At 37.8% G+C, this 3,697-nt stretch carries 5 protein-coding genes; all 5 read right to left on the bottom strand.

The window, feature by feature from the left end; all coding sequences use genetic code 11:
• On the bottom strand, positions 1-371 hold a 371-nt coding region (locus ACCM36_RS02045; protein WP_370572046.1), incomplete at its 3' end, for a hypothetical protein.
• Between the two features lie 43 nt (positions 372-414).
• Complete coding sequence (locus ACCM36_RS02040) at positions 415-1,824, bottom strand: hypothetical protein (protein WP_370572045.1); 1,410 nt, start codon at positions 1,822-1,824, stop codon at positions 415-417.
• Between the two features lie 71 nt (positions 1,825-1,895).
• Complete coding sequence (locus ACCM36_RS02035; RefSeq protein ID WP_370572044.1) at positions 1,896-2,300, bottom strand: hypothetical protein; 405 nt, start codon at positions 2,298-2,300, stop codon at positions 1,896-1,898.
• A 220-nt stretch (positions 2,301-2,520) separates the two neighbouring features.
• Positions 2,521-2,808, bottom strand: coding sequence for a DUF1616 domain-containing protein (locus tag ACCM36_RS02030; RefSeq protein ID WP_370572043.1), 288 nt, complete (start codon positions 2,806-2,808; stop codon positions 2,521-2,523).
• On the bottom strand, positions 2,805-3,697 hold an 893-nt coding region (locus ACCM36_RS02025), incomplete at its 5' end, for a hypothetical protein (RefSeq protein WP_370572042.1). The genes ACCM36_RS02025 and ACCM36_RS02030, both read right to left, overlap by 4 nt.

Genomic DNA, 3,697 nt, shown 5'->3' with positions numbered 1-3,697 from the left:
GCTTTTTCACCGTCATCCGGTATCTCAGTACATTTTAGGCTATATCCTTGCGGAAGATTGATCGTGTCATGCAAACCGATATTCATGCCCTGGCCTTTCCACAATTCAGCGGACAGAACAGCAGTATCATTAATTATCTCTACTGTATATGTATTTCCCAGATAGTCTACCTTATTTTCTTCCTGAGTTCCGGCATAATAAAAATGGTCCGGATATATTGTTGTGCCATTAGATAGGTCAATTGACAGAATTTCTTTTTCGAGCAATAAAGAAGGTGCATCAGCACCTGTTATTGTATACCCCTTCCCATCATATTTTACATACGAAAGTGGTCCGCTAACCTCGGAAGCTATAGCTGGGACGATTACCACGATCAATAAAATAAGGTATAAGTATCTTTTATACACATGACCACTACTCAAGGGTAATTCTGATCCAGTCTACCGGAATATCTATCTGCGAGGAATTATCCGGATGTTCTATGTTCGTAGAAAAGTCGAGCATATTGTTCCTTATATAAAGATCATTGATATTCCACTCTGTTTCAGCTATTACCCATCCGTTCTCTGATCTTACAGTTTGATTCTTCATCATCACATAGTCAACATTGTTTTCCTTAAGCCAGTCAAAGTCATTGTTCAAGGCTACAACGCTGCACTTCATTGGATCGAAATAGGAGCCTTCAGTAAATGAAAAATACATCTTTGATCCCATCATCTGCAGGTCTCCGGCAGGAATGTTGATCGTCTGTATTCCGGCTGAAGCCCTTATTTTTGCGCTCTGCGTGACTGCTATCTGATCTATTGTTATGTTGTATGTTGTATTACCACTGCTAACTTCTATTTTCTGAAGCCCTTCTTTGTGAAGGGTCACAAGGTCCACTGATTGATCTTCCTTAGTGGAAGTAAATAGTCTGGTTGGCGCATATACGAACACATTGTTCTCTAGGATCAGTTTATTACTGGAGACTTGCAGGTTTTTGATCAATGTATCATCATTGGCGTCTATTATTATTTTGTATGTGCCTTTATTCAGCCCGGTTACTTCTGCATGGGATTTCTGTGAGTCTCCCAGACCACGATGATCAGTCACATCACCATCGTCCGGAATTGGCACAGAAGCTACTGTTTTTCCTGTACCGGAAATAATTTCTATTGTTGCGTTATCTGTTCCATTATACCAGTTAAGGTCCTGCTTTTCAACATCTACTGAAAGTTTATTGCCATGTACGTATGTCAAAAATGTATGTTTTCCTCTTAATGTTGTGTTCAATGTTGTATTCGTTGTTGAATTCTCACTATCTGGAAGTTCTTCAGTGCCAGGGAAAAAATTGATCGATGGCTGGATAGCTAAAGTATTTTCAGATTGCAGTTTTGTGAGGAAACCTGTGATATCGGAAGATTTGAGAGTGTTCTTATTTAATGAATAAATGGAAATATTGCTGTCGGAATAAATCTTTCCATATTCCTTTTCCAAATGTGTTTGGAATGGGTCATACAAAAGGTTCCATTTGTAGTTCCATTGTGGAGCACTGTGTGCACCCAGTTTGAATACATATCCTTTTGGAAGTTCATCCTTGAAACGAATTTGGACCTTTGCTGTGGAAGCATTCCTGATCTCAGGTTCTTTTAACTGGAAATATACAAATCGGTTGGTAAAATTCCTGAAGTTGATCTTCTCATCGGCAAAAGTGTCTTTTAAAGGCTCCGACATTCTATCTTCTGGTCCAGTGAGCTTAACATCCCTTAACATATCGTTTCGGGAGCCTACGTCTATGACGTAAGAACCGTCATTTTCTTCTATCTGTGTAGATTGAATATTCATTATTAACAAGTAAGAGAACAAAATAAGTGGAATAAGCAGATGGATCTTGTTAAAGTTCATATAATACTCCATCAAGTTATTGTGATATTAGTTGAAATAGCATGGGTTTCCGATATTCCTTTTTTATGCATGTATAGTGTTGCAATGTGATTGCCCCTATTCATCATGGAAGAGTCAATGCTGATCTTTATCTCTCTTTTTTCTACGTCTGTGAATAAATCTGCATCCCCGGATCCATAACCATAATTGTAGGGCGATTTTCCTTCGATTTTTACTCCGGAGAGTCCATCATATTTTTCTTTGATATTGAACGGAATATCAATTTTTGTAGCTCCATCTATTTTTAGTGTGATATTCCATTCTTTCATTTCTTCAGAAGTCAGACCATTTTCAGCTATCAAAGTAAAAGTGATAATATCACCTTTCTTGTAAGTATCTGCAAGACCTTCTATTTTCATCTCCTCTGCGCCTGCCATACTTACTAATAGCACAATTAAGAGGATTGCAGCTGTAAGGATATAACTATACACATTCTGTTTGTTACGGATCTCCTTCTGAATAGTATCCCCTGCATTCAATTATATTTTTCGCGGATTATATTAATTGTTATTGGAACTATATTATATAAAACTATGCTAAATAATATCCAACTTAAAACAAGAATGTTGGCGGTATAGCATACCTACAACCACATACTCATTTATTTCTTAACCTTGCGGTCTTGTCACTCCTAAGAAGAATAACGCATACTGCAGCAGCTGTTAACAAAAGGACCACAGATACGGAATTTGCAAGATTTATCCTAATTCCCAGAAGATTGTATAGGTAGAAAAGGCTGAGGGGCACCATGGCCAGTGATAAGCCCAGAGAAAGCGCAACTCTTTCGAGTAAATCTATTTCTTTCTTGTCAAAGAGCGCGTAAGTCCATGCTAATCCTGGTACAAATAGTACCAGTATTGAACCCGCAAGCATCTGGATGCTCATTCATTCCTCCTGTTTTTCTTTTGTTCTTTGTCTGTTTTGTTCGTTCTGGTCAAATCCTTGAGGTCAAGATCATAGAATATTAATGCAACAGTTAGGAGAAGCATGCCTGATAGAATCGATACTTCATCAACTATGCTTGTGGCACGGGATAACTTATAATCTATCATAAATATCCCGATGATAGCGATCATCAGGGCCAGAATAACATCCGTGACCTTGAACTTCTGTTCATTTTGTTTTTCTTCTTTAAAGAAGAGAATATCCACTAAACCGGAGATTATTGCGGGCACTATGATATATCTTACATCAATATATGCAGACACGCTATACATCCAGAGGTTCTCCATCAGAAACAACAGGAGCATGGTTGCAAAGAGCGTTGAGAACACGTTGTGATTAAAAGCTACTAATTCCCGATGATTTTCTATACCCATTGAAGATCTGGACATGTCTTTTCCCTTCTTCAGATTATCAGTGTGCCCGTAGATATGATAAGCAGCTATCATTAAAAATCCTATAGTTATAATACCAAAAATTGTAGCACCTGATATATGTAAGTTGTTATCCTCTATACTCTTTTTTGAGACTTCTTCGGCCTGTTTGGGACCTTCGGTGTCGGAATAAGTGTTGTTTATTTTCTTTCCTACTATTACAATTGTAGATGAGTTCCTGATATCTGCTCTAATATTTACGTCACCATTACTTTGTGCAGCAATCTCCCTATGCAATTCTTCCCAATCAGCAGCACCATCTCTCAATACAGCCAGTGATGATATGTCTATTCCTTCATCATCGATCCATGTGCTGCTAACCTTAAGATGGATATTACCATCAATAACGCTGTCAGGAACGATTGATATATTATATATTCTGTATGTTTCATATGTGT

Origin of the sequence: Methanomethylovorans sp., assembly GCF_041305605.1 — an archaeon.
Lineage (GTDB): Archaea > Halobacteriota > Methanosarcinia > Methanosarcinales > Methanosarcinaceae > Methanomethylovorans.
Note: the sequence above shows the minus strand (reverse complement) of the source record. Positions and strands in the feature narration are given on the sequence as shown.